This window comes from Antricoccus suffuscus, from assembly GCF_003003235.1.
Taxonomy (GTDB): Bacteria; Actinomycetota; Actinomycetes; order Mycobacteriales; family Antricoccaceae; genus Antricoccus; species Antricoccus suffuscus.
Map to the genome: position 1 here is coordinate 1 of NZ_PVUE01000016.1, position 25,548 is coordinate 25,548.

The 25,548-nt window shown below is 64.6% G+C and carries 21 protein-coding genes and 3 riboswitches; of the genes, 7 read left to right on the forward strand and 14 right to left on the reverse strand.

Annotated elements, in window-relative coordinates; all coding sequences use genetic code 11:
- Window positions 1–598: DUF222 domain-containing protein (locus CLV47_RS16230; protein ID WP_146135409.1), on the reverse strand; the 598-nt coding region annotated here is incomplete at its 3' end.
- Window positions 599–900: 302 nt separating this feature from the next.
- Between CLV47_RS16230 and CLV47_RS16235 the strand changes: the two genes are divergently transcribed.
- Genes CLV47_RS16235 through CLV47_RS16250 form a run of 4 tightly spaced genes read left to right on the forward strand, consistent with a single transcriptional unit; the run spans window position 901 to window position 5,816 of the window.
- On the forward strand, window positions 901–2,409 hold the full coding sequence (locus CLV47_RS16235) for a sugar ABC transporter ATP-binding protein (protein ID WP_238145477.1): 1,509 nt from the start codon (window positions 901–903) through the stop codon (window positions 2,407–2,409).
- On the forward strand, window positions 2,406–3,416 hold the full coding sequence (locus tag CLV47_RS16240; RefSeq protein WP_202862640.1) for an ABC transporter permease: 1,011 nt from the start codon (window positions 2,406–2,408) through the stop codon (window positions 3,414–3,416). Before CLV47_RS16235 ends, CLV47_RS16240 begins: the two co-directional genes overlap by 4 nt.
- Window positions 3,413–4,894, forward strand: coding sequence for an FGGY family carbohydrate kinase (locus CLV47_RS16245; protein WP_106350119.1), 1,482 nt, complete (start codon window positions 3,413–3,415; stop codon window positions 4,892–4,894). The genes CLV47_RS16240 and CLV47_RS16245 overlap by 4 nt, the downstream gene beginning before the upstream one ends.
- On the forward strand, window positions 4,887–5,816 hold the full coding sequence (locus CLV47_RS16250; protein ID WP_170111117.1) for a sugar ABC transporter substrate-binding protein: 930 nt from the start codon (window positions 4,887–4,889) through the stop codon (window positions 5,814–5,816). The genes CLV47_RS16245 and CLV47_RS16250 overlap by 8 nt, the downstream gene beginning before the upstream one ends.
- A 122-nt stretch (window positions 5,817–5,938) precedes the next feature.
- On the opposite strand, the gene CLV47_RS16255 is transcribed toward CLV47_RS16250, so the two are convergent.
- The 7 genes from CLV47_RS16255 to CLV47_RS16285 all read right to left on the reverse strand — a co-directional run bounded on the left by CLV47_RS16255 (window position 5,939) and on the right by CLV47_RS16285 (window position 12,863).
- The gene (locus tag CLV47_RS16255) at window positions 5,939–6,217 is read right to left on the reverse strand and encodes a hypothetical protein (protein WP_106350121.1); all 279 of its coding nucleotides are present in this window, start codon (window positions 6,215–6,217) and stop codon (window positions 5,939–5,941) included.
- On the reverse strand, window positions 6,214–6,837 hold the full coding sequence (locus tag CLV47_RS16260; RefSeq protein ID WP_106350204.1) for a superoxide dismutase: 624 nt from the start codon (window positions 6,835–6,837) through the stop codon (window positions 6,214–6,216). Before CLV47_RS16260 ends, CLV47_RS16255 begins: the two co-directional genes overlap by 4 nt.
- A 216-nt stretch (window positions 6,838–7,053) precedes the next feature.
- The gene (locus CLV47_RS16265; RefSeq protein ID WP_106350122.1) at window positions 7,054–8,019 is read right to left on the reverse strand and encodes an LLM class flavin-dependent oxidoreductase; all 966 of its coding nucleotides are present in this window, start codon (window positions 8,017–8,019) and stop codon (window positions 7,054–7,056) included.
- Complete coding sequence (locus tag CLV47_RS16270; RefSeq protein ID WP_106350123.1) at window positions 8,012–9,418, reverse strand: ABC transporter ATP-binding protein; 1,407 nt, start codon at window positions 9,416–9,418, stop codon at window positions 8,012–8,014. The genes CLV47_RS16265 and CLV47_RS16270 overlap by 8 nt, the downstream gene beginning before the upstream one ends.
- Window positions 9,415–10,257 (reverse strand): ABC transporter permease, encoded by an 843-nt coding sequence (locus CLV47_RS16275; RefSeq protein ID WP_106350124.1) that lies wholly within the window; start codon window positions 10,255–10,257, stop codon window positions 9,415–9,417. The genes CLV47_RS16270 and CLV47_RS16275 overlap by 4 nt, the downstream gene beginning before the upstream one ends.
- Complete coding sequence (locus CLV47_RS16280; RefSeq protein ID WP_106350125.1) at window positions 10,254–11,195, reverse strand: ABC transporter permease; 942 nt, start codon at window positions 11,193–11,195, stop codon at window positions 10,254–10,256. The genes CLV47_RS16275 and CLV47_RS16280 overlap by 4 nt, the downstream gene beginning before the upstream one ends.
- A gap of 12 nt (window positions 11,196–11,207) precedes the next feature.
- Complete coding sequence (locus tag CLV47_RS16285) at window positions 11,208–12,863, reverse strand: ABC transporter substrate-binding protein (protein WP_170111118.1); 1,656 nt, start codon at window positions 12,861–12,863, stop codon at window positions 11,208–11,210.
- Between the two features lie 33 nt (window positions 12,864–12,896).
- Window positions 12,897–13,023, reverse strand: a riboswitch (cobalamin riboswitch).
- Between the two features lie 90 nt (window positions 13,024–13,113).
- Window positions 13,114–13,331: riboswitch (cobalamin riboswitch) on the forward strand.
- A 148-nt stretch (window positions 13,332–13,479) separates the two neighbouring features.
- Here CLV47_RS16285 and metE point away from each other — a divergent pair.
- Entirely contained in the window at window positions 13,480–15,807 is a 2,328-nt protein-coding gene (metE, locus tag CLV47_RS16290) for a 5-methyltetrahydropteroyltriglutamate--homocysteine S-methyltransferase (protein WP_106350206.1), read from the forward strand.
- 93 nt (window positions 15,808–15,900) lie between these two features.
- On the opposite strand, the gene CLV47_RS16295 is transcribed toward metE, so the two are convergent.
- The gene (locus CLV47_RS16295) at window positions 15,901–16,524 is read right to left on the reverse strand and encodes a helix-turn-helix domain-containing protein (protein ID WP_106350126.1); all 624 of its coding nucleotides are present in this window, start codon (window positions 16,522–16,524) and stop codon (window positions 15,901–15,903) included.
- A gap of 47 nt (window positions 16,525–16,571) precedes the next feature.
- Here CLV47_RS16295 and CLV47_RS16300 point away from each other — a divergent pair, with 47 nt between their 5' ends.
- Window positions 16,572–17,456 carry a class I SAM-dependent methyltransferase gene (locus CLV47_RS16300; RefSeq protein WP_106350127.1) on the forward strand — a complete coding sequence of 295 codons (885 nt, stop codon included), beginning with the start codon at window positions 16,572–16,574 and terminating at the stop codon, window positions 17,454–17,456.
- A 25-nt stretch (window positions 17,457–17,481) separates the two neighbouring features.
- Here the strand turns inward: CLV47_RS16300 and CLV47_RS16305 are convergent, their stop codons facing one another.
- From CLV47_RS16305 to CLV47_RS16325, 5 genes are read right to left on the reverse strand one after another with little or no spacing between them, the layout of a single operon-like run.
- Window positions 17,482–18,240 (reverse strand): (2Fe-2S)-binding protein, encoded by a 759-nt coding sequence (locus tag CLV47_RS16305; protein WP_106350128.1) that lies wholly within the window; start codon window positions 18,238–18,240, stop codon window positions 17,482–17,484.
- Complete coding sequence (locus CLV47_RS16310) at window positions 18,237–19,724, reverse strand: ABC transporter ATP-binding protein (RefSeq protein ID WP_106350129.1); 1,488 nt, start codon at window positions 19,722–19,724, stop codon at window positions 18,237–18,239. The genes CLV47_RS16305 and CLV47_RS16310 overlap by 4 nt, the downstream gene beginning before the upstream one ends.
- Window positions 19,721–20,617 carry an ABC transporter permease gene (locus CLV47_RS16315; RefSeq protein WP_202862641.1) on the reverse strand — a complete coding sequence of 299 codons (897 nt, stop codon included), beginning with the start codon at window positions 20,615–20,617 and terminating at the stop codon, window positions 19,721–19,723. The genes CLV47_RS16310 and CLV47_RS16315 overlap by 4 nt, the downstream gene beginning before the upstream one ends.
- A complete protein-coding gene (locus CLV47_RS16320; RefSeq protein WP_202862642.1) occupies window positions 20,614–21,639 on the reverse strand; it encodes an ABC transporter permease in 1,026 nt (341 codons plus the stop codon). Before CLV47_RS16320 ends, CLV47_RS16315 begins: the two co-directional genes overlap by 4 nt.
- Before the next feature lies 1 nt (window position 21,640).
- Window positions 21,641–23,206: an ABC transporter substrate-binding protein gene (locus CLV47_RS16325; protein WP_106350209.1), complete on the reverse strand. Its 1,566-nt coding sequence runs from the start codon at window positions 23,204–23,206 to the stop codon at window positions 21,641–21,643.
- Between the two features lie 28 nt (window positions 23,207–23,234).
- Window positions 23,235–23,458, reverse strand: a riboswitch (cobalamin riboswitch).
- Between the two features lie 113 nt (window positions 23,459–23,571).
- Between CLV47_RS16325 and CLV47_RS16330 the strand changes: the two genes are divergently transcribed.
- Entirely contained in the window at window positions 23,572–25,530 is a 1,959-nt protein-coding gene (locus CLV47_RS16330) for an aconitate hydratase (protein WP_238145478.1), read from the forward strand.
- The last annotated feature ends 18 nt before the right edge of the window (window positions 25,531–25,548 follow it).

Sequence of the window (25,548 nt, forward strand, 5' to 3'; positions counted from 1 at the left end):
CGTCGCGGGGTTCGTCACCGTCGGGGTCGAGGCGGTCGATGATTTCGGTGGCGAGGTGCTCAAGGTCCCGGGGCCCGAGGGTGTCGGTGTGGTTGGTCAGCAGGGTCTCGGCTTCGTCGAGGTCCGCGGGGTCGATATCGGGACGGCCGTAGAGGCGGTGCAGCGCGCGGTGGATGACGCGGGCCTGCGCCGGGGTGACTCGTCCGGTGGCCTGCCGCCGCGCGAGGTACTCCCGCTCGGGCGGCATCGCCTGCCCGCCGAGGGTGACCCGCTCACCGAGTGCTTTCGCGGCCTGCACCCGCTGGCGTGCGTCGCTCCGGGTGATCCGCAGTGTCTCGGTCAGCAGCGTGACCGCGTTACGCGCGGTGAGCACTTCCGCGGCGCGGGTGTCTTCCAGGGCGCCGATGATCGCGTGGTCGAGGACGGCGAGACTATTCCGGGTCCGTTCCAGGTCACCGGCGAACTGCAGCAGCTCGACCGGTCCGAGCCCGGACAGCGCTCCCCGGGTCGCGGTCGCGATCAACCCGGCGGCCGCGCCTGCGAGGGCGTGCTGGCCGTCGGTGAGCAGGTCCCGTTCGGGCAGGTACGCCACGCTCACGACTTCTCACCCCACTCCGTTCACCAATCATTTCGCTCATTAGCACGTACGTTCGATTATAGGCGATCACTGCAACTCTTGTCTAGTGGTCAGCGGAGGTTTTCCGAGAATTTGATGCCAGGTGATCTTGGACCCGCGTTCAGCTGTCCCATATCGGCCAACTGGGCGTTCAGCGGTCAGATGTCGGCCAACCGAAGCCCGTCGGTCGCCGGTGAGTTGTGCCGGAAACGGACCAATTACCATGAGGCGCAGCCAGGTCGGCAGTACGCCGTACCCATTTCCCGAGCCCGAACAGGAATCCCGTGCCGACGTCCCAGCCGACCCTCGCGCCACTGCGGGTCGCGGGCCTGACCAAGTCGTACGACGGGACGACCGTCGTCGCAGACTTGGACCTTGAGATAATGCCCGGCAAGATCCATGCGCTGTTGGGGGAGAACGGCGCGGGGAAGTCCACATTGATCAAGATGCTTTCCGGCCTCGTCACCGCGGACTCCGGTCATCTCACCACTGACCGTGAGGTGTCGCCACCGCGGACGGTGAAGCAGGCGCAGCGGCTCGGGATCGTCGCGCTGCCACAAGAGCTCAGCCTCGTGCCAACGATGAACGCGACCGACAACATCGCGCTTGGCCAGCGAGTCGGCATCCGCGCGGGCATAGTTTCCGCCGGGCGGCAACGGCAGTACGCCGAGCGGCAGCTTGCGAGACTCAACCAGACGATCCCGATGACCGTTCCGGTTCGTGAGCTTTCGCCGGTCCAGCAGACGATGATCGCGATCGGTCGGGCGCTGTCCCAAGACGCCCGCTACCTAATCTTGGACGAGCCGACGGCCGCGCTCACCGACCAAGAAGCGCAACAGTTGTTCGGAGTATTGCGACAGCTTCGCGACGACGGCGTCGCGATCCTGTATGTATCGCACCGACTCGAGGAAGTGTTTGCGCTGTGCGACACGGCAACGGTGATGCGCAACGGAACGATAGTGGCGACGAAGGCGATCTCGGAATGGACGCAGGACGCTGTCGTCTCAGCGATGATCGGCCGCGACCAGAACACGCTCTACCCGGAGCGTGAGTCACGGCCGGGTCCGCAGGTGCTCACCGTCGAGGGGGTTGACGGATTCCGGCTGCGGGACATCAACCTGCGCGTCGACGCGGGCTCCGTGCTCGGCATCGCGGGACTTGCCGGTGCCGGTCGTAGCGAGTTGATGCGAATCATTGCCGGGGCACAACGTCCGCGTTCCGGGCGGATCGGCGTTGCCGGTACGACGCTTCGCACCGGCTCGGTGACGCGCGCGATGCGAGCGGGGATTGCCTTGGCGCCAGAGGAACGACGCTCCCAAGGCCTTGTGCTCGGTCACACGATCCGGGAAAACGTCAGCATCGGCAACCTTGGAGCGGTCAGCCGCTACGGGTTGGTCACCAAGGCTAGGGAACGTGCGATCACGACCCAGCAGACCGCGGCCCTACAGGTGAAGGCGCGATCCTCCGAACAGCCAGTCGAGCAGCTGTCCGGCGGCAACCAGCAGAAGGTCGTCCTCGCCAAGTATCTTGCGCAACTGCCGAAGGTCCTGCTTCTCGACGAACCCACGCGCGGGATCGACATCGGCACCAAGGCCGAGATCTACTCACTGATCCGCCGACTCGCCAGTGACGGGGTGGCCGTGGTCGTCGTATCGTCCGAGATCCCTGAGCTGATAGGCGTCTGCGACCGCATCGCCGTACTCAACGAAGGCCGCCTCGTTGCTCAGGTAGCGGCCGACGGAGCGACCGACGACTTGATCCTCAACTATTGCTACGGGAGACACCAGTCGTGACGCCGACTTCCATGGAGACAGTTACCGAGGCACCCGAAGGCGCACCGCCCTCGACGTACGCCATGCGCCGGTCGGCTGCACTCGCGAGACTGCGCGCGTCCGGGACCCTCATCGGATTTGCCGCCCTGATCGTCGTGTTTGGCATTCTGAGGCCCGAGTTGTTCTTGAAGACCGGCAACTTCTTCAACATCCTCGAACAGGTCGCCGTACTCGCGATCGTGGCGAGTCTGCAGACGGTCGTCATGATCGTCGGCGACTTCGACCTGTCGGTGGGGACGCTCGCCAGCCTGGTCGGTGTCGTGACGGCCACGCTGCTTCACGGCGGAATGCCGGTTATACCGGCGATCCTGATCGGTCTCGCGGTCGGCGTGGCGGCCGGCGTACTCAATGGATTCCTCGTCGCGTACGTCGGACTGTCGGCGTTTATCGCCACTCTTGCGACCATGACGGCGTTCGGCGGACTCGCACTGCTGATCGCCAACGGTACGACTATCTTCGGACTGCCTGAGTCGTTTGTCGCGATTGGGCAGGACAAGCTCGGACCGATCGCGATTCCGGTGATAATCGCGGTCGTTGTCGCGGCGTTGGTCTGGTTCATCACCACCAAGACCACTGCCGGCCGTCGTTGGTACGCGCTCGGCGGCAACGCGGAGGCGGCCAGGCTGTCGGGGGTGCGGGTACGGCGCTCCCGCCTGTATGCGTTTGTGCTGTGCGCCGTTGGGGCCTCGGTGGCGGGGATCGTGCTCAGCGCGCGGCTTGCATCCGCGCATCCGTCCGCGGGCGACCCGATGATGCTCACGTCGATCGCCGCGGTGTTCCTTGGCATGACGATGGTCCGCACCGGTCAGGCAAACCTGCTCGGCACGCTCGTCGGCATCGGCATCCTGGGTGTCCTGCAAAACGGACTCAACATGCTGCACGTCAACGACTACGTGCAGCAGGTGCTCACCGGGGCGATCATCGTCGTCGCGGTCGCGATGAGCCGGATCGGCAAGAGCCGCACATGAGCGTCGCCTGCCTCGACATCGGCACGAGCGCGGTCAAGGCCGCACTGATTGGGCCGGACGGCGTGGTTCTGGCAACCGGTACGGCGCCGTACCCGACCCGGCGCGCACCTGGCGGAGTAGTCGAACAGTCGCCCGAAGACTGGTGGAATGCCTGTCGTACGGCGATTGCGCAGTGCGGACCACTCGCCGGCGAGGCGCGGGCGCTGTCGGTGACTGGTCAGATGCAAGACCTCATCTTGCTTGACGAGGGCACCGTCGTACGCGATGCCTTGCTATATAGCGACTTGCGGGCAAGCGCCGAACACGTCGAGCTCGCCGCGAACATGCCGGACTGGGACGATTGTGCGGGGACTGTGCAGGACCAGTCGAATGTGGCCGCGAAACTGTTGTGGTTGACCCGGCACGAACCCGACCACATCGCGCGCACCAGCCATATCGTGTTCGGCCCGGCCGGATTTGTGCTGCAGCGTTGCGGCGCGGGGACGTTGTGCGATGTCACGACGGCCTCGCCCACCGGCCTGCTAGACCTGAAGAAGCGCGACTGGAACTGGGATCTCGTTGATGCGTGCGGCGTGCAGCGTGACGTCATGCCGGCACTGGTGAGTGACACCGGGGTGGTCGGCGCTCTCAGCGGCGCCGCCGCGGCTGAACTTGGTCTGCCCCAGGGTATTGCGCTGGTATGTCCGCCGGGGGATGCGGGAGCCGCGACGGACGGACTGGTAGGTGACGTTCCCGGGGCGGCGTACCTCTACCTCGGTACGACGGGCTGGCTGGCGAAGATCTCGGCGCCGTCCGAGACGCTTGCCGCGCACCCTTCGCTGCACCGCCTGGCCTTGCCCGGCTGGTCGACCCTGGGAATCGCCGCCGTACTGCATGCCGGTGCCGCCGCAGACTGGGCTTTGCGCACGTTCCTGAACGGGCGCAGTTTTGGCGATGCGGACGCGCTGGTGCCTGTAGACCGCGCCTCGGGTTTGCTATGTCTGCCAGGGCTCGCCGGTGAACGCTCGCCGGTCCGCGATGCCAACGCGCGCGGTGCCTTCGTCGGGGCCGGGCCGGACACCGGCGCCGAAGACTTCTACCTCGCCACGCTCGAAGGGGTCGCGTTCGCGTTTCGGCACGCGGCCGACGAGCTGGGCGTGGGCTCGGGTGTGCTTCCGGTCGTTGGCGGCGGCGCGCGATCGACCGCTTGGCAACAGGTGCTGGCCGACGTACTGGAGCGACCGATCGCACCGAGCCCGGAGGCCGACGCGGGTACGCACGCGGCGGCGCGGGCGGCGTACCGGGCGATGGGCGAGCGGGTGCCGGACCCGATCGCGGTGTCGCTGGATCCCGTCTCGAGAGTCAATCCTGGTCCGCGAAGCGCGCGCTATCGCCGCCTGGCGCCGGTCCACCGCAACCTCTATGGCACTCTTGCCGAGACCTTCCGGCACCTTGCCGATGCGACGTCTCCTGAACGAAAGGACCCCGGTCATGCGTAACATTTTTCTGAGAGCGGTCGCGGTGCTCATCCCCGCCGTAATGCTCCTGACCGGTTGCACGAGCGGGGAGTCCGACTCCAGCAGCGGTACGTCGAAAAGCATTTCTGTGCTTACGCCGTACCTCGGCAATGCGGCGACCAAAGACGTCATCGACAAGTTCAAGGCCGAGGGTAAGAAGCGCGGCTGGGACGTAAACGTCACTGACACTGCGGGCGACTTCAACAAACTCAATAGCGCGTTTCAGGACGCCGTCGCGCAGAAGCCGGCCGCAATCGTCCTTGGTAGCGGCGATCCGACCCAGATCAGCCTCGGGCTCAAGTCGGCGAAAGCCGCAGGGATTCCAGTGTTTGCCATCGACGCTGCTCCGGCTGACGGCATTACCGCCAACGTCACGAGTGACAACGCGGACCTCGGCAAGAAGAGCGCGGAAGAGATGGTGAAACTCCTCGGCGGCAAGGGGTCGATCGTCATGCTGACCCATGACCCGCACCCCGGCGTGAAGGCCCGGACCGAAGCCGCCAAGAAGGTCTTCGACAAGGCCGGTATCAAGATCATTGCGAGTAAGCACGTCAACGTCCCGGGGCCTGTCGAAGACGCGCGCAATAGCGTGCAGGACCTGCTGACCTCGGACGCAGGCAAGTTCACCGGGATCTGGGGCGGCTGGGATGAGCCCGCTCTCGGCGCGACCCAAGCACTTCTGGCCGCTAACGTGTCGAACGTTCAGGTGGTCGGCGTCGATGGACAAGACTTCGCGATCGCGGAGATCGACAAGGGCGGGCCGTTCAAGGCGACCATCAAGCAGGACTGGTCGGCGATCGCGGCCAAGACCGCCGACCTGATCGCGGCGTACCTCAAGGACAAGGAGACCCCTGACCCGCAAGAGGTGGAGATCCCCGGCGTGCTTTACGAGGGCAAGCAGTAGTGCACCGATTTCGCTCTTTGCTAGATGGCGGGTGCGTCCATGGGGTACGAGTTGGTTCGACCGGGGAGGCCTTCTGGCTACCTGTCGACGCCCTCGTAGCAGATAGCGACCCTTCGACTGGCCTAGTTTTGCGTGGTTTCGGTAAGCGCCGCCAGTTGCATGCTGACGTCGCTTGCTACGTCAGCGATGTCTCGTCCCTCGGCCTGCGCCAGTAGCGACAAGACGATGTCGCAGAGAAATACGCTGCCGGCCACCTTGCACTGCTCGTCGTCAAACGAGCAGAGCAAGGAGTTGGCGCCTGTCAGGTCACCGCGGTGGCGGGCCGCGACCACGCCGGCAAGCCGCTGGGCTGATTCGGCGGTCTGTGCGAACCGGGCCCGCGTTTCTTGATGTTCACTCATGGGGCGACTAGTCCACCGTCGGTTTTGCGCGCTTTATCAAAACGCTTAGCTACATCCGACCAGTTGACTAGGTCCCAGAGCCGTTTCACGTAGTCGGGTCGCACGTTGCGGTATTGGAGATAGTAGGCGTGCTCCCACGCATCGAATGCAAGCAGTGGTGTCGTGCCCTGGCCAACGTTGCCGTGGTGGTCGTAGACCTGCTCGATGATCAGCCGCTTGGATAGTGGTTCGTAGCCGAGTACGCCCCAGCCAGATCCCTGGACCGCAGCAGTCGCTGTGCTCAGACGGCTATGGAACTTTTCGAACGACCCAAAGTACTCATCGATCGCTGACGCCAGTTCGCCTTCTGGCCGGCCGCCGCCCTCAGGGGAGAGGTTCTCCCAGAAAATCGAATGGAGCACGTGGCCGGAGATGTTGAACGCCAGGGTCTTCTCAAGCCCGACAGTCTGAGTTGGTGTTGCCTTGTCCGCCGCTTCTTCCAACTGTTCAAGGGTGTCATTCGCTCCCTTGACGTAGGCGGCGTGATGTTTCGAGTGGTGTAGCTCGAGGATCTCTCCGGTCATCGCGGGCTCTAGAGCCCCGTAGTCGTAGGCGAGATCGGGGAGTGAATAGACGGCCATCGCGCGCTCCTTCTTATTGCCACTTACTTGCAATAGCACCATAGTGGCAATAGATCCAGATGTCAGCACTGGGTGTGGAGCAGTCGATATGACTGGGCCGGCGGTCGCGATCAAGACCGCCGACCTAATCGCGCAGTGCCTCGAGGCCAAGAAGACGTCTGACCTGCAGCAGATCGAGATCCACGGCGTACTTCACGAAGGCAAGAAGCAGAGCGGCTACGTGCTCCAACCACCGATAACATCGCGACCGAAGAGACGCAGGTTATTCAGAATGGCTGCGTGTGACGGCGTCGAGGGCTGCACGTTGCACAAGACATCGGTTGCATACGGCATGACGAGGTCACGACGAAGAGCGTCCCGTACGTCGGACGTGGTGCCGAGATACGCATGCCCGGCGTCGACGTACTGCTGAGCGTCGTACCCCGCGGGAAACCGTCCGGATCGCTTCCCCTCGGCCAGCCACCGATCGATACCGGGGCGTAAGTGGTCCAACGCAAGCTGAGCGTTCGTCGCACACAAGACGGACCGCGACATGCCCACTCGCGGCGAGGCGGCGGTCTTGATGTACGCCGCGGCTCGGCCGGCGGCGATCTCGTCGCGTGGACCAGCGGGCGAGGACGACCGGCCGGTGAGTACGCCGAGGCCGAGGTTGGCGGCGAGCGCGAATCCGGACTCCGACGCCGTACCGATCCACAGCCGATCGCGCAATCCCGGTGAATGCGGTACGACGCCCGCCGAGTCCAAGAGGTCGCGCAGTGCATGCAGGTTCGTAAGGAACGACTCGTGCCGTCGCGCGTGGTCATGTCCGAAACGCCGTGCTGTGGACTCGTTCGCTCCTGCGCCGAGACCGAGTTCGACCCGCCCGTTGCTGAGTATGTCGAGCATCGAGGCGTCTTCGGCCAACCGGATCGGGTCCTCCAACGAACCGATGACGACGGCCGTGCCGAGCCGGATACGCGAGGTTTGCGCGGCGATCGCGCTGAGCAGCACGAGCGGTGACGGGCAGTGCGCGCGCTGTGCGCCAAAGTGATGCTGCGCCACCCAGAACGAGTCGAACCCGACCTCCTCGGCGTACGTCGCCAGCTCAACGGTCCGGTTGATCACTGTGCGCGATGGCTCGGATCCGACTACGTGCGAAATGAATCCAAACCGGGGCGGGGCGAGGGGTGGATAGTCAGTCATCGGATTCCTCAGGGGACTTGAGTCGGATCACTGTGTCGGTAAATTGCTTGAGCATGTCGTCGTCGTGCGACACCATCACGATCGGCAGTCCGTCGGCGGCCAGGTCATGAAGCAGCATGAGGACCCGTTCGGCGGAGGCCTGGTCAAGAGCGGCCGTGGGCTCATCGGCCAGCAGCAGCCGTACGTCCCCGACTAATGCCCGCGCGATCGCCACCCGCTGCGCCTGACCGCCCGACAGCTCGACCGCACGGGAATGCGGATCGACAGATGCCAGACCGACCCGTTCGAGCAGCTTTGCGGCTACCTCAAACTGGTCGGACTTGGGCATGCGCGTGCGCAGTTTACGGCGCAACGGCTCGGTGATGACCCGGTAGATCGGCCAGCGCGGGTTGAGACTTCCCAACGCGTTCTGGAACACCAGTGCAACGTCTCCGGGTGGGGGCGGCCGCCCGGTTTCGTCCCAGTCGACAGTCCCGGCCGACGGTCGTTCTATCCCCGCGACCACCCGCAGCAGCGTGCTCTTGCCACAACCGGATGGACCCCCGACTCCAACGACCTCACCGCGCCGTACGTCGAGGTCCACCGGCGCCAGCCCACCGGCGGCGTACGTCCGCGTGACGGCGCGGGCGCGCAGAACTGGCGTGCCTGACTTTCGTCGCCGAGCGTTCTTCAGCCAGCTATGTTCATCGATGCCGGACAGTCGTTTGCGGATGTCCGCGCCAGAATCAACCGATACGATGCGGCCGTTCGCCATCGTGTAGACGCGGTCGGCGTACTCACTTGCCAGATGCACATCGTGGCTGACAACGACGAGTGCGCGCTCGTCGCTCACGAGCGTGTCCATGACCCGGCGGGCGGTTTGCGAATCTAGTGCAGAAGTCGGCTCGTCAGCGAGTACGACGGCAGGCTCCAGTGCACCTGCGGTCACGACGGAACCGCGTTGGAGCATTCCTCCGGACCACGCGAACGGCGGCTGTCGCATTCGTCGGTCCGCGTCGCCGATATGGACGGCGTCAAGCCGTTTGGCGATGGTAGTTCGCTTCACCGGCAGGCTCTTGGTGCGCCATGCCTCGGCGATGTTGGTGTCGACGTTCATGATGGGGTTCATCGCGCCGTAAGGGTCTTGGCTTACATAGCCGATCGTGCTTCCGCGTAGTGCGCGGGAGGTATCTTCGTCGCTGCCGACTACATCGGATCCATCCACGAGCACCTCACCGCGGATGCGGGCAGACGGCTCGAGAGTTCCTAAGATTGCCTTGAGAATTGTGCTCTTACCGCTGCCGCTCTCACCTACGATTGCGACGGTCTCGGTCTCACGTACCGTCAAACTGACCTCTTGGACCACTTCTGGTCCTTCGCCGTACGCAACCGTGAGTCGACGAATCTCAATGATCGTCATTGTCGCCCCTGCGTGCTCACTGATTTGTGCAGCCCTTCTGCGATGAGGTTCGCGGCCGCGGCCATTGCCAGGATTGCCAGCGACGGCCAGACCAGTAGCCAAGGTCCGGCGGTGATGAATCGCCGCGCGTCGCCGAGCATCGCCCCGAGCTCCGCGGTCGGCATCTGTACACCGAGACCAAGGAATGACAGGCCGGCCAGGGACACCACGATGCCGCCCAGCCGCAGAGTCGAGATGATGAATACCTGCGGGAGGACCGCCGGCAGCACATGTCGGATGCCCAGCGCCGGGCGGCTGATTCCCGCCACTCGCGCCGCCGCGACGTACGGGCGGTTTCGCGCGTCAAGGGTCAAGGCGCGCGAAATGCGCGCATCGGTGGCCCAGCTGGAGATGACGAGCGCGATGAGGAGATTGAGGTAGCCCGGGCCGAGCAGGCCGACGATCGCGAGCGCGAGTACGAGGCTGGGGATGGCGAGGACGACGTCGATGATCCGGGAGATGACCCGATCCACCCAGCCATCTGAAAGTCCGGCCACCATCCCGACGAACAAGCTGACGGTCGACGAGCCGATGAGTACGACGAGCGCCGAGATCAGCGATAGCCGCAGACCGACGACGGTGCGCGCGAACTGGTCGCGGCCGTACTGATCGGTGCCGAGCCAAAACCGTCCGCTCGGCGGCTGAAGTTTGTCAGCGTAGTGCGGTTGATTAGGCGGAAACTTGGCGATGATCGGGCCGACGATCGCGATCACGACAACCGCGATGAACAGCCCGATTCCGATACGGACCGGCGTCGCCAGCCTCTGGCTCCTGGCTCGTGGCAGCGGCTTGATGCTCATGGTTGCACCCGGATCCGCCGGTCGATGAGCGCGGATAGAAGATCCGCGAGCACGCTGACGATCACATAACTTAGCGTCGCAAGTACGGTGAATGCCTGAATCACCGGCAGATCGCGGTTCTTGACGGACTCGACAATGAACGAGCCGAGGCCCGGCCACGTGAAGACCGTCTCGACGATGGCGGCCCCACCGATCAGGGCGGCGACTCCGACCGCCAGCGCGTGCAACGACGGCACGGCGCTGTTGGGAAGCGCGTGACGCCACACGATCCGCCACCGGGTCGCGCCGCGGGACCGCAGCACGTGCGCCGCCGACGTATCCATGAAGGTCAGGATGTTCGCCCTCAGCAACCGGGACCAGGAGTCGGCCAGACCGAGCGCAAGACACACCGCGGGCATCCATACCTGCGACCAGGAACCGTCCAGCGCCGCCTTGCCCTGGCCGAAGCCGATCACCAAGACCTGGATCAGCAGCAGCGCGACGACGAAGCTCGGCACGGACGCGGAAAGGAGCGCGACGGCCTGCGTGCCATAGTCCGGCCACCGGCCACGGCAGTACGCCGCCAGCACGCCCAGCGCGACCGCGAGTACGAATGCCAGCACCAACGCGACCACGGCGAGCCGCAGCGATGCCGGCAGCCTGGCGGCGAGTTCTTCGGAGACTGGTCGGCCCGACCGATACGACACGCCGAACGAACCGCGCACCGCATTCCAAAGCCAATGGAAGTACTGCACGACGACTGGCTGTTCCAGCCCGAGCCTGTCAGTCAGATCCGAGATCTGGCCCGGCGTCGGCTCCGGTATCCCTTGTGCGATCAGGATCAGCCGTGCGGGGGACCCCGGAGCCAACGGGAGTAGCGACCAGATCAGCACGCTCGCGCCCAGGAGCGTGATCACGGCCTCCAGTACTCGGCGGCGTACCAGTCGCAGGACTCGCATCGGACGTGGTGGCTATTTGCCGGTCTGGCTCGTGATGTGGCGCCGGACGCTGGAGACCTTGTAGTCAACCCAGGCCGGGCCGACGACGACGGTGAAGTACTTGTAGGTGCCCGCCACGACGTACGCCTCGTCTGCGACAAGGATCTTCTGCGCGTCCTTCAGGAGCTGGTCGCGTTTCGAATCGTCGAACTCACCACGAAGCTGGTCGCCGATTTTGTCAATGGTGGGGTTGGTTATCCCCTGCGCGTTCGAGGACCCGCCGGTGACCCACCGGACGAGATACGGCTGGATCGGGTCCGCGGTTCCGGACAACGACCCGCTCAGTGCGACAGACGACTCCCACGCATTAGGGCCCTTCTTTACCGCTGCGGAGTCCTCTGCATTGTTGATCTCTAGGTCGAATCCGGCCTTCGCCACCTGGTCTTTCATCGCGATCGCGACGTCGACCGTTTCAGGTCCCTGGGCCTGCGTCACGAATCGGACGGTCAGCTTCTGGCCGTCCTTTTCCCGGATACCGTCCGACCCGACCGTCCATCCGGCATCGTCGAGTAGCGACTTCGCCTTCTTCAGATCGAACTTCTGATTCTTGAGTGCGAAGGGCATCTCGGTCGGATATAGACTCTCCGCGGCCTTGAACTGTCCGTTGCCGACGTCGTCCGCGATGCCCTTGTAGTCAATGGCCTCGGTGAATGCCTTTCGCACGTTGACGTCGGTGAAGATCCCGGCTTTGAGGTTCATCTCGACCAAGAGAGACTGAAGCGCCAGCTTTGAGGAGAGCACGGCTGCCTCGGGATCGCCCTGCAGCTCAAGCTTCGCCGAGGTCGAGGGGTAGAAGGCCATATCCGCCTCACCGCTTTTGACTCCGGCGATACGTGCCTGTTCGTCGGGTACGACCTTGACGGTGATGCCCTTCAGCGGCGGCTTGCCTTCCCAATGCTTAGCGAATGGTTTCAGTTGGAGGTTGTCCGGATCCCAGGCAGTAATCTCGTACGGGCCGGAGTAGGCGCCCTTTCCGACGATCTTGCTGGAGTCACCGCCGGCGGCATCCATGACGCTCACGTCGTAAATCTGTAGCGAGTTGTCCCGGGCGGCGAGCGCCGCCGGGACCATCGCATTCGGTGCGGGCGTGGTCAGGATGACCTTGTCACCCTCGGCGATCACGGTGGTCGCGGTGTCCAGGTAGACCTGGGCGGCCTTCGACTTCGCGATCTGCCGGGTGAGTGCGGCAGCAACAGCCTCGGCGTCTACCGGATTGCCGTTCTGAAAGGTCACGCCATCGCGCAAGGTGACTACCCATCGGGTGTCGCCGTCGCGGGATACATCCTTGGCAAGCCACGGCTTTATGCTGCCATCGTCCTCGACTTGAAGGAGATTCTCGGCGACACCCCAGTCGAAGAGCCAGTTCGTGCCTGTACCGGCCGGATCGAGTCCCGCGATCGTGTAGGAGTTGTAGATCGTAAGAGTGCCGTCGCCTTTGGCCCGGAGCTCTTTCGCCGCGCTGGCGGATCCCTGGTTGCCGTCGCTCGATGCGCCCGCGGAACATCCGGTGACAATCAGCGCAACGATGAGTGTGAGTGTAGCGATTATCGTGGGCGATCGACGTGGTCCGTTGGTGCGCTGGTTTGGCCGTCCGGCAGTAAACCGGGTGCGGTGAGCTGACACTCGCATGTTCATCCTCGTGACGTTGACCTGAATGGGTGCAGGTGTCCTGGCTCCCGGATCAACGCGCGCCTTCGGCCTTCCAACCCAGGGAGGTCGTGACCGTACGTGAAGGTTTGCTACTCGGTGACAGTTGCGGGACAGCCCCGGATTCGCACCGGTGTTCCCTGCGCGTTAGAAGGTAGCACTCGGGAGCGCACGGCAATGCGATCAGGCGGCGCGGTGCGGACCGTGCGTGTCGCTGCGACCGCGATCGGGGTAAGGTCGCGATGCAGCTGGTTTGCCTCGCCGCGTCGTGCGGTAAAGCAAAGTAATAGGGAACCCGGTGAGAGTCCGGGACTGCCCCGCAGCGGTAATTGGGAACGAACGCCGTCAGACAAGCACTGGGCCATCCGGCCTGGGAAGCGATGGCAAGTAGGTGATCGAGGCCCGATCGAGCCCATGAGTCCGAACACCTGCCAGTTGTGCGCCCGACAGCCGTCGGGTGCCGATAGTGACCTCGAGGGCGGGTCATGGCGGCTACGGGAAATCGAAGGTTGTCGCGTGTTCGACACGCATGACCGATGCCGTCGCCGGCCGGTATCTGCTCTCGCGGTCACGTAGGACTCGCGAAGGAGAGTTCGGTATGACCGATCAGGCGACGAGCCAACCACCGATCAGTCAATCGACTGTGTATGGATACCCGCGGCAAGGCGAAGACCGCGAGCTGAAGAGAGCCGTCGAAGGTTACTGGGCGGGCGGGACCGCCGAGGACCTCCAGTCCGTCGCGCGTCACTTGCGCCAGCAGCGACTGACCGTCCTACGCAACGCCGGCATCGATGAAGTGCCGGTCAATGACTTCTCGTTGTACGACCACGTGCTCGACATGGCCGTCATGTTGGGCGCGATTCCCGAGCGTCATCGGCAGGCCGTGCCGGTCACCGATACCCCGACCTCGAAGCTCGATCGGTACTTCGCGATGGCCCGCGGTACGGCGGATGTCGCACCGATGGAGATGACGAAGTGGTTTGACACCAACTACCACTATCTCGTGCCCGAGCTGCGCGAGTCGACCGAGTTCGAGCTCGATGCATCAAAGCCGCTGGAGGAGCTTGCAGAAGCCCGGGAGCTGGGGTTGCGCGCGCGTCCGGTGATCCTGGGGCCGATCAGTTTCCTGCTCTTGTCGAAGGCGGCATCCGGTGCGCGCCAGGGGTTCGAGCCCCTTTCACTCGTCGACCGCCTCGCGCCAAAGTACGGCGAGCTGCTGCAGTTGCTGCACGACGCAGGGGCCGGGTGGGTGCAGCTCGACGAGCCCGTGCTCGTGACGGATCAGTCGCCGCAGGTACTCGCACAGGTAAGAGACGTGTACGCCGCGCTCGCGGCGGAGCAGGCGCGCCCGAAAATCGTGGTGGCGTCGTACTTCGAGCGGCTCGGCGATGCACTCGACGTACTCGCCAAATCGCCGGTCGAGGGCCTGGCGATCGACTTCACCGGACCTGCGGCCCAGAACCTCACCGACTTGGCGGCGATCGGCGGCATTCCCGGCAAACGTCTGATCGCCGGCGTCATCGACGGGCGGAACGTCTGGCTCGCAGATCTGCAGACCGCCCTGTCGGCCCTCGTTACTCTGCTGGCGTTGGCGGATCGGGTAGACGTGAGTGCGTCGTGCTCGCTGCTGCACGTGCCGCTCGATGTCCGCCTCGAGCCGGATCTCGACCCGCAGGTTGCGGCGTGGCTGTCGTTTGCGCGCCAGAAGCTCGATGAGATCGTCACCCTTACCCGTGGAGTGAGTGGCAAGGCAGCGATTGCCGAAGAGCTTGAGTCCAACGGTGCGCTGCGGGTCATCCGCAGCACCTCGCCACTTGTGCGCGACGAAGCAGTCCGGGCGCGCGCCACGGCGGTCGGCGCCGACGACCTACGTCGTCATAGCCCATACGCACAGCGTGCGGAGCAGCAGCGCCGACGGCTTGGCTTACCGACGTTACCGACGACCACGATCGGTTCCTATCCGCAGACCGCGGACATACGCAAGGCGCGGGCAGGGCTGCGCAAGGGGACGGTCACGCCCGAGCAGTACGCCGAGACGATGCGCGAGGAGATTCGTAAGGTCATCGGGCTTCAAGAGGAGATCGGGCTGGATGTGCTTGTGCACGGCGAACCCGAGCGCAACGACATGGTCCAGTACTTCGCCGAACAGCTCAACGGCTATGTCGCCACAGTCAACGGCTGGGTGCAGTCTTACGGCAGTCGCTACGTGCGGCCGCCGATCATTCTCGGTGATGTCTCGCGGCGGCAGCCGATGACCGTCGAGTGGGGGAAGTACGCCCAGAGCCTGACGAGTCGACCGGTGAAAGGAATGTTGACCGGCCCGGTGACAATGCTCGCGTGGTCGTTCGTTCGCGACGACCAGCCGCAAAGCGAGACCGCCCGGCAGGTCGGCCTCGCCCTGCGCGAAGAGGTGCTCGATCTCGAAAGCGCGGGTATCGGAGTCATCCAAGTCGACGAACCCGCACTGCGCGAGACATTGCCGCTGCGCAAGGAGAGTCGCCCGTCGTACCTGCGTTGGGCTGTCGACTCCTTCTTGCTGGCGACTGCTGGCGTGCGTGATCAGACCCAGATCCACACGCACATGTGTTACGCCGACTTCGAGGATATTCTGGGCGCCATTGTCGAGCTCGACGCCGACGTGATCAGCCTCGAGGCCGCGCGCTCGCAGATGGAGATCGTCGATGAGCTCGCCAGCGCGCAGTACCCCAACGAGGTCGGCCCCGGAGTGTGGGACATCCACTCGCCGCGCGTCCCCTCGGCCGCCGAGCTCACGGAGCGTCTCGCCTCGGCGGTCGCGAAGTTCCCGAGCGACCGGCTCTGGGCGAACCCGGACTGCGGCCTGAAGACCCGCGGGTACGGCGAGGTGCGGGAGACCCTCGCCAACCTCGTCGCCGCTGCACAGAAGGTGCGTGCAGGAGGTCAGTAACCACTTGCGGGGGCGGCGTAAACCGCCTCCGCAACGGGCGGCCCGGCAAATGATCAGGGATGGCGTGCGATCGGCTAGACGCACAACCGCAACCTATTTCCGGGTGGAAGTCTCCGGTTCGGTTGTGCCCTTGGCGGGAGCGAGGTGCGCTCGTTCCCCGTCGTGGCTGAGGATAGCGAGGATTTCCACGGGGGCATCGTGTGCGCCGATCGCGTGCGGGATCATCGTGGAGAATTCGGCAGCATTACCTGCCTCGACGAGGATGAGCCGGTCACCTAACCGCAGTTCCGCCGTACCTGACAGCACGATGAACCAGTCGCGGCCCGGGTGCACCCCTAGCTCTTCGGTCGGCGGCGCGGGCGTCGTGATTCGCATCTTCGCTACGGACATCTCGAACGGGGTTCGTTCCCGGGCGAGTGTCCAGATGGTCGCTCCTCGCTGTTCGTTGCGCTGAGGGCGGATCACCACGTCATCGTCGTTCGGGGATTCAATGAGCTGGTCGAGCGTTGTGTCGAGGGCGCGGGCGATCGGAACAAGCTGATCGAGAGCGATCCGTCGCTGGCCGGTTTCAATGCGGCTCAAATTGGAGGGGCTCAGGAAGCTCCGCCGGGCGAGAGTGTCGAGCGACCATCCACGAGCAAGTCGCAGCGCGCGAATCCGGCTACGGACCAGCGCATCGATATTCGTGTCTGTAGAGGCGTCACAATCTTGCGTCATAGGCAAGATTGTATGCCTGAACGGCACGGGGTGCATAGAATCGGCCCATGAATTCTCACTCACACGACGACCACGGCCACCGCCACGACCAAGACCATGACCGTGACCGTGACCGCCCGCACGACCATGATCACGATGATTCGCTCGGTGAACTCCTCGACTTGGATGCTGAGGTGATGCGTCCGTACTTGCTCGACGTCATGACGTGGCTGCACGCTCGCGTGCCAAAGCGGAACTCACAGCGAATCCTCGACCTGGGTACGGGTACGGGCACCGGCACGATCGCGCTGGCAACCCGCTTCCCTGGCGCGGAGGTGGTTGCCATAGACAAGTCGACCGCGATGCTCGAGCGTGTGCGGGAACGGGTCACTGTCAGCGAGCTTGCCGGCCGGGTATCCACCGTGCAAATGGACCTCGACGGGTCATGGACCGATTTGGGATCGTACGACGTCGTCTGGGCTTCGGCGGCGCTTCACGAACTTTCCAGTCCCGATAGGACTTTCAGCAACATCTTGGAGGTGCTGAACCCAGGCGGTCTGCTCGTGGTGGTCGAGATGGATGGACCGCCGAGATTCCTTCAGGATGAGATCGGCGGTGGTCTCGAAGCGCGCATCCACGACGTGCTCCGTGAGGTCGAAACCGGCAGTGCTTATCGTCCCGAATGGACTAAGACCCTCGATCGCGCGGGATTCGCCCCCGTTGAGGTCGCGGCGTTCTCGGTTGACATGGCGATCGAGGGGGCCGAAACCGGCGGCAAGTACGCGCAGACGTATCTACGCCGGATCCAGCCGCACGTCGCTGCGCGATTATCGGCATCCGACCGGACCATGCTTGATGCTCTCGTTGCGGACGTCGGCTCATCGAGCCTTCGTCACCGCGAGGACCTGCGCCTGCGCGCCGGCCGTACGGCGTGGGCGGGGTACCGCCCCTGACGCATCCGCGACGGGCCCCGACTGCTCAGCCGGCCCGTCGCCGGGTGACTTCCTCGAGCCGCGTCAGCCGTTCCGCCGGTCTTTGGCGTGGGCACGTGGAGCATTTGTCCTTGTCGTCGACTTGGTAGAGCAGGCAACACGACCCGCGGCGTACGAACGTCTCGCGCAGCCGATTGCCGCCGACGCCGGCCAACTCGACTTCGGTGAAGCGCGGAACAGGTAGCGACCGCGGTAGGCGCGCGACCACCTCTTGCGCCGCCTCGGTCGCTTCGGTGACTCTTCCGGTCGCGCGGCCGGCCCAGAGATAGCGACCGGCGATTGCGTCGACCGCGACGGACCACAGTCGTCGCTCGCCCTTACCGGCGATGGCTGCGACCCGATCGATCGCCGCACCGAGTGCGTCCGCCAGTTCGGCGGTGCCATCGCCCTCGGCCAACCGCGTCGAGCGCGCGCCGGGTATCCGGCTATCGCCCTGATGGTGCAGCAGTACGTCGTCGAGACGAGCACTGAGCGCCGTACCGGTCAGAAATGAGCTGGCAATCATGGGAAGTGCGAGCCAGTTGCTCGCCGAGTACCACCAGAGAGTGCCGAGGATGAACGGATCGTCGATTCCCCAGATCAGTCCGCGCAGCCGGATCTGTTCGCGTAGCCAAGCGTCATCGAGGACGGCGGTCGCGCGGATCTCGGTCGACCCCGCGCCGCAGATCAAGCTCCCATGTTCGCTCTGGGGCAGGGCTGCCAACATCCTGCTCAGGATCTGTTCTGGAGTCGGCTGATCGGTCACGGCGTTCTTCCTGCTCGGTCGGGCTCGACCAGGCGACCGTCGTGGACGGTAAGCACGCGGCCGGCAATGGCTTCTAGAAGTCGTAGATCGTGACTGACCAGAACGATCGCCGTGCCGCGCGCGCTCACCTGACTGAGCACGTTGATGATCTCGGTGGCCGTGGTGGCATCGAGGCTTGCGGTCGGCTCGTCGGCGACGACCAACGCGGGACTGGCGACCACGGCGCGAGCGATCGCCACCCGTTGGCACTGCCCGACCGACAGTTGGCTCGGGTGCGCCGTCACTGGTATCGCCGAGAGCCCCACGTCGTCGAGGGCCTCACGCGCGAGCGACTTGCGCTCCGCGCGGCGTGGACGAGAGCGTCGGTCGGCGGTAAGTGGTTCGGTGATGCTCCGCCAGAGTGGCCACCGTTGGTCGAGTGAACCGACCGGATCTTGGAAGATCGGCATGATGGTCCCCGGACGAGGGGAGTCCTCGCCGGCGGCGCCGTACCGGATCTGGCCGGCGTCGGGGCGTTCTGTCCCGGCGATGAGACGTAACAGGGTCGACTTGCCGGAACCGGACGGTCCGGCGATCCCGACTATCTCGCCTTCAGCGATATCGATGCTGATCCGATCGACGGCACGGTGCTCGCTGCCGTGCGTACGATACGACTTCATCAGGCCTTCACCGCGGACAACCGGATGGTCGGTACGCAGACTTTCGCCGCGAAGATGGTGACCGCCGTACTTCGATGCTTCGAGCAGTGACCGTGTCCGCTCATGCGCCGGAGCGGCGACGACCGCAGCGGACGGTCCGGTCTCGATGATCGTGCCACGGTCGATGACCACGATCCGGTCAGCGTGCGCGGCGGCAAGAGCCAGATCGTGCGTCACGAACAGCAGTGAACGACTGCGTTCTCGGAGCACGTGCATGACCCCGTCGGCGAGGTCGGCGTCCAGCGCGCTCGTTGGCTCGTCGGCCAGCGTGAGAATGGGGTCGAGGGCGGTGCTGGCCACGATAGTCGCGCGTTGCAGCATTCCGCCGGACCATTGGTGCGGATATTGCCGGCTGCGACGATCCGCATCAGGGATACCGACGTGCTCCAAGCGCCGCGCGACCTCTCCTCGGGGAAGGTCGATCCCGTGCATCCGCCACGGTTCGGCGACATGGTGTCCGACAGTGCGCAAGGGATCGCAGGCCGAGTAGGGATCCTGCGCGACGTAGCCGATCTGCGGTCCGAGGTAAGGCCGCCGCGTCTTGGCAGTCATCCCGTTGAGATCGGTACCTTGTAGGCCGAGGACCCCGGTGATCGTCGTACGAGGACCGAGCAATCCGAGGACGGCGCGGATGCAGGTGGTCTTGCCGCAGCCGGACTCGCCGACGATGGCTACTGACTCGCCGTCTTCGACCTGAAGGTCGATCCCGCGTACGGCCTGGAAGCCGTTCGGATAGGTGACGGTGAGATTCCGGATATCGAGCACGGTCGACGACGACGCGCTCATGCTAGCTCGCTGACGTCGGCGCAGTCGCGCAACGCGTCACTGATCAGCGTGATCGCGGTGACGGTGATAACCAGTCCGATTCCGGGCCCGATCAATAACCACGGCGCGACGTTAAGATCGATCCGGCCCTCGTTGAGCATGCTGCCCCACTCGGCGGTCGGCGGCTGCACTCCGAGCCCGAGAAATGACAGTCCGGCCAGCCCGAGGATCGTCTCGCCGAGTCCGAGGGTCGCGGCAATCAGGCCGTGCGCGAATACGCCGGGCAGCACGTGACCGACCGCGATTCTCGCGCGGCCGATGCCGGCCATCCTTGCTGCCAGTACGTCGGGTCGATGTCGGGAGCTGAGCGCGAGGCTCCGGGAGAGTTTGGCGAGGCCGGCCCAGCCAGTGAGCGACATCGCCAGCACCAGATTGCCGAACCCTGGACCGAGGGCACCGACGACCGCGAGCGCCAGCACTAGGGAGGGCAGCCCGAGCATGACATCGCAGATCCTGCTGACGAAAATGTCGAACGGGCCACCCATCAGACCGGCCGGCACACCGAGTCCGATGCCGATCACGGTCGTCAGGGCGAAGACGATGAGTGCCGCCTCGAAGGACACGCCCGCGCCGTGCACCGCGCGGGACAATAGGTCTCGTCCGTTGGAGTCGGTGCCGAGCCAGTGCATCGCTGATGGAGCCGCCAGCTTGTTCTTGTAGTTGGTCTGGTCCGGATCGCCGACTAGTAGCGGACCGATAATCGCTACCGCTGCAAGGATCAGCACGCCGATCGAGCCGACCTGGAAGCTGCGATGCCGGACCAGGCGGTGCCATAGCCGGACGGTTCGCGCCGGCCGTGCTTCGACGCCCGTGTCGGCCGGCTGGTTCGCCATCGGTTCGGGCAGGACACTCATACGGAGGCCTCGGCGGACCGGTTGATGTCGGCGGCGGTCGTGGTGCCGGAATCGGTGACGGTAGCGGTGGTGGTGCGCCGGCGGCGGAAGTTGCCGTGCCGAAGACGTGGATCGATCATCGCCAGCAGGAGGTCGATCAGCAGGCTGGCGACGACGTACACCGTCACGGCGATCATCGTGAACGCGACGACCACCGGCACGTTGCGCGCGTTAATCGCCTGGACGGTAAATGCGCCTATGCCTGGCCACGTGTAGACGCTCTCGATGATCGGCGCGCCGCCGAGCACTGCGGCCGCACCAAGACCGACGATCGTGAGGAATGGCGCGATCGCGTTTGGTACGGCGTGCACGAGCAGCTGGCGCACCGGTGATGCGCCGCGAGCTCGACAGACCTCCATGTACGGCGCCGACCGGGCCTCGAGGATCGAGGCGCGCAGCACCCGAGTCCAGTAGCCGGCCGAACCCAGCGCCAGGGTCAGCGCCGGCCATCCGACCGTGCGCCACGAGCCGTCCGAGATGATCACACCCAGGTCGAGTTTGAGCACGAGGATATTGAGCACGAACAGCCCTACGAGGAACCCGGGCACGATCACCATCGCGAGACTGACCACCCGCACAACGGAGTCCGGCCACCGTCGCGGTGCCGCAGCGGCGATGGTCCCCATGACGACGGCCATCGCGATTGCCATACACATCGCCACGGTCGCGAGCCGCAGTGTTGCCGGCAACCGAGTCGCGAACTCTTCCATTACCGGTCGGCCCGACTTCCACGAAAGCCCGAAGTCTCCGTGTACGGCGGCCCAGAGCCAGTCAAGATATCGAACAACCGGATTGCCGTTGAGCCCGAGCTCGACGCGCATCGCGGCGATCTGGGCCGGGTCCGGCTCAAGGATTCCGCGTGCGTGCAGGATCCCGGTGGCTGGATCGCCCGGCGCCAATAGCAAGAGGCACCAGACAATAATGCTCGCGACCAACAACGTGGCGAGCGCGATCCCTACCCTCTTGCTAAGGGCGACCAGCACGTCACGAACCGGCGGTCGTCGATGCGTCTACCCACAGGTTCGCCGTCGGTACCTTGTAGTTCTTCCACTTCGGGCCGGCGACGACGCCCGGGACCCGCATGCCGAGGAAACCCATGTAAGCGCCGTCTCCCACCGCAGCTTGGATCTGCTTGAGGAGGTCATCGCGCTCGGTGGTGTCCATCGTGGTCGCCAACTTCGACACAAGAGCGTCGAGATTGGGATCGCTGATGCCGGAGTAGTTGCTTGGGCCGTCGGTGACGAAGTAGTTCTGCAGCGAGCTGATGGGATCGCCTGGGAAGGAGGTCGTCCCGTTACCGACGATCGCGGCGTTCCATTTGACCGACGGGTCCTGCATCGCTTCGTCGGTGTCGGGCACCTGCTGGATCTCGACGCCGATCCCGGCGGTCTTCAGCTCCGACTGGACCGCGACGCCGAGGGTGCCCGAGTCGGGCTGCTGCGGATAGGTCAGGACGGTCAACGTCAGTGGATTACCGTCTTTGGCGTACATCCCGTCCGAGCCCTTGGCGTAACCGGCACCCGTGAGGAGCTTGTCGGTGGCCTTGGTGTCGGTCTTGAACATCGGCTCGTAGTACGCGGCCTTGGGCGAATACATCCCATTCGAGACTTCGTACAGCCCGTTCATGACGTCGTTCGCGATCTCCTTGTAGTTGATCGCCGACAATACGGCCTTCCGGACCTTCACGTCCGTCAACGGCCCGGTTTTCTGGTTGAGCTGGAATTGAAACGTCGGCCCTTTCGGCGTACCGGTGACCCAGTACGAGTCCTTGCGACCGTTCAGGTTTTTGGCCGCATCCGTCGGTGGATAGAGCGCGAGGTCCACTTCGCCTTTCTGTACGGCGAGAATCCGTGACTGGGCCTCTTCGATGAACTTGACGGTCACCGACTTCAGCGCTGGAGTGCCGCCCCAGTAGTCCGGGTCGGCCTTCATCGTCATCGTCTGGGTATCGAGCTTCTGTACGACGTACGGGCCGGTGTAGAGCTTGGCGTCGATGAGCTTCTGCGGGTCGCCCTTCGCCTTGAGGTAGGCGGGGAGGTCGAAGATCACGAACTTCGACTCATCGGCGAGCAAGAACGGAAGGTTTGGTGTCGGCTGCGGAGTCGTGAGCGTGACCTCTAGGTCGCCGGTGGGCTTGACGGTTGTACCGGCGATTGACTTCAGCCCAGCGACCTCGGACAACGAGTACTGCATGACGTCGGCCAGCGCCTTCGCGTCGAGTGGGTCGCCGTTCTGGAAATGCACCCCCTTGTTGAGGGTGAGCTTCCAGGTCAGGTCGTCGACGTTGTCGAGGCTCTTGAGGATCCATGGCTTGGGATCGGCGCCGAGGACGGGCCGCATGAGCAGCTCGCTCCACCCGAACTCGTTTCCCCAGAACCCGTTCTCAAGCGGGTCGACGTCGTCGATAGCGAACCCGGTCGCCAGCGTCAGCGTCGTGGGCTTCTCTCCCGAACCGGCCGCATCGCCGGTCGCACACGCGGCTAGACCGCCGACAAGTGCGGTTGTAACGAGGATCCCGATGATCCGACGGACAACTGTAACTACACGCATTGGAAGCGCCTTTCCAAGAACCTCGTGGAAGTACTGAAAAGTCGCGATCGGTCTCCTGGCTCGTAGCTGTCCGCTGGCGCGAACCGACACGTCACCTTCCCGGGGTTACCCAGTGGCTCCTGCAGCACGTGTGGAACGTGGAACAGCTGACGTGTCGTTGCAACTACTTACAGTGGCGAGGGCCGCTTCGGCATCACACCGAATTCCCGTACACCGCGACCGGCACACTGTACCGCAGCCGTTGCCGCCGGCACCCGCGGCTGCCTCAGATCTCGAAGTCCGCAGTAGTCACGGAACCGTCATAGGGTGTGTGGAGACCCGCTCGCGGGTTAGAGGTACGCCGCGGGCCTTTAGAGCCGGAGGTCATGATGGCGGAACAAGTCGTGGGGCCACAGAACGTCGCACAAAAGCTGATCAGCAGTCACCTAGTGTCTGGCGAGATGACGCCGGGCAGCGAGATTGGTCTGAAGATTGACCAGACCCTCACCCAGGACGCGACTGGCACGATGGTGATGTTGGAGCTCGAGGCACTCGGGCTGGACCGCATCCAGACGCAGCTTTCCGCGCAGTACGTCGACCACAACCTCCTGCAGACCGACGAGAAGAACCCGGAAGATCACCTATTTCTGCGTTCTGCTGCCCAGCGGTTCGGGCTCTGGTTTTCCAAGCCCGGCAACGGGGTGTCGCATCCGGTGCACCAGGCGCGGTTCGGCGTACCCGGTACGACGATGATCGGCTCGGACTCGCACACCCCGGCCGCTGGCGCGATCGGGATGCTGTCGATCGGCGTCGGCGGTCTCGAGGTCGCGATGGCGATGGCTGGAGACCCGCTATATATCCAGATGCCGGAAATTTGGGGCGTCGAGCTGACTGGTGAACTCCCGCCGTGGGTGTCGGCGAAGGACGTCATTCTCGAGATGCTTCGTCGGCACGACGTCAAGGGCGGCGTGGGCCGGATTGTGGAGTACTACGGTCCGGGTCTGGCCAATCTGACCGCGATGGACCGGCACGTCATCGCCAACATGGGCGCCGAGCTCGGCGCGACCACCACGGTCTTTCCGGGTGACGAGGCCGTGCGCGAATTCCTTACGTCGCAAGATCGCGCGGGCGACTTCGTCGAGATCCTCGCCGACGAGGGTGCGACGTACGACGTCACCGAGAGTATCGATATGTCGACACTTGAGCCGCTCATCGCGAAGCCGTCGTCGCCGGGCAACGTCGTACCGGTGCGTGAGGTCGCCGGCGAAGAGGTGTTCCAGATCGTGGTCGGCTCCTCCGCTAACCCCGGACTGCGCGACTTTGCCGTGGTGGCAGAGATCTTGGAAGGCAAGCAGACTCACGATCAGGTGTCCGTCGATATAAACCCCACCTCCCGGGAGATCTTCGAGGACCTCGCGAAGGGTGGCTGGTTGTTTAAGCTGATCTCGTCTGGCGCGCGGATCCACCAGGCTGGCTGTATGGGATGTATCGGTATGGGCCAAGCGCCCGCGATCGGCCGCAACAGCCTGCGCACGGTGCCGCGCAACTTCCCCGGACGCTCAGGTACGGACGAAGACGCCGTCTGGCTCTGCTCGCCGGAGACTGCCGCTGCGGCCGCGCTGACGGGCGTCATTACCGATCCGCGGGACCTCGACATGGACTACCCGCGGCCGTCTCTTCCCAAGCAGGCCAGTGTTAATACCGCGATGCTCCTTCCGCCGCTGCCGGCCGAGGAGGCGGCGAAGGTCGAGCTAGTCAAGGGCGGCAACATCAAGTCGTTGCCGGACTTCGACCCGCTTCCCGATGACCTCGAAGTCCCGGTCATGCTGAAGGTCGGCGACAACATGTCGACCGACGGCATCATGCCTGCGGGCTCCCGCGTGTTGCCGTATCGCAGCAATATCCCGAAAATCTCCGAATTCGTCTACATCCAGGTTGACGACACGTATGCCAAACGTGCCGCGGCCGAGGACGGTGGGCACGCAATCATCGCAGGCGAGAACTACGGACAGGGCTCGTCGCGTGAGCACGCCGTACTCGCGCCTCGCTACCTCGGGCTACGCGTGGTCGTGACGAAGTCGTTCGCGCGGATTCACTGGCAGAATCTCGCCAACTTCGGCGTACTTGCGCTGGAGTTCGCCAACCCGAGCGACTACGACTCCATCGAGCAAGGGGACACCGTCAAGCTGACGGGTATTCCGGAGCAGCTCAAGGCTGGTAACAAGGTCATGGCCACGCTCGCGGGCCGAGAGGTAGAGCTACGGCACCGGCTCTCGCCACGCCAGGTCGAGATGGTGATCGCCGGCGGTCGCATTCCGCAGCGTCGTCAGAGCCTCGCCGGCTAGTCGGCGGAAGTGTCCGCT